Genomic DNA, 506 nt, shown 5'->3' with positions numbered 1-506 from the left:
CAAAACAGGCTTGGCGTTATTGCTTTTAATCTCGGTAAACACCACGCCTATGATGTTGGCAGTTTTCTCGATAATTACGGCATTGCTGTGCGTACCGGACATCACTGCGCAATGCCATTGATGGCCTATTACAACGTCCCTGCGATGTGTCGGGCGTCGCTGGCCATGTATAACACCCATGAAGAAGTGGATCGTCTGGTGACCGGCCTGCAACGTATTCACCGTTTGCTTGGATCACAGGGAGGCACTATGGCTTTATTGCCGGATAAAGAAAAGTTGCTGCGTAATTTTTTACGCTGCGCAAACTGGGAAGAGAAATATCTCTACATTATTGAGCTGGGCCAGCGTCTGCCAGAATTACGCGACGAAGACAGAAGTCCAAAAAATAGCATTCAGGGCTGTCAGAGTCAGGTGTGGATTGTCATGCGCCAGAATGCCCAGGGAATTATTGAATTACAGGGCGACAGCGATGCGGCGATTGTGAAAGGGCTTATTGCGGTCGTCTT

General features: G+C 49.0%; 1 protein-coding gene. It reads left to right on the top strand.

All coding sequences use genetic code 11. The features are described from left to right. The coding region (locus K0039_RS24990) for an aminotransferase class V-fold PLP-dependent enzyme (RefSeq protein ID WP_228106826.1) at window positions 1–506 on the top strand (506 nt) is incomplete at both ends.

The organism is Terrisporobacter mayombei, from assembly GCF_020748465.1.
GTDB lineage: Bacteria > Bacillota > Clostridia > Peptostreptococcales > Peptostreptococcaceae > Terrisporobacter > Terrisporobacter mayombei.
This window is presented reverse-complemented; position numbering and strand designations above follow the sequence as displayed.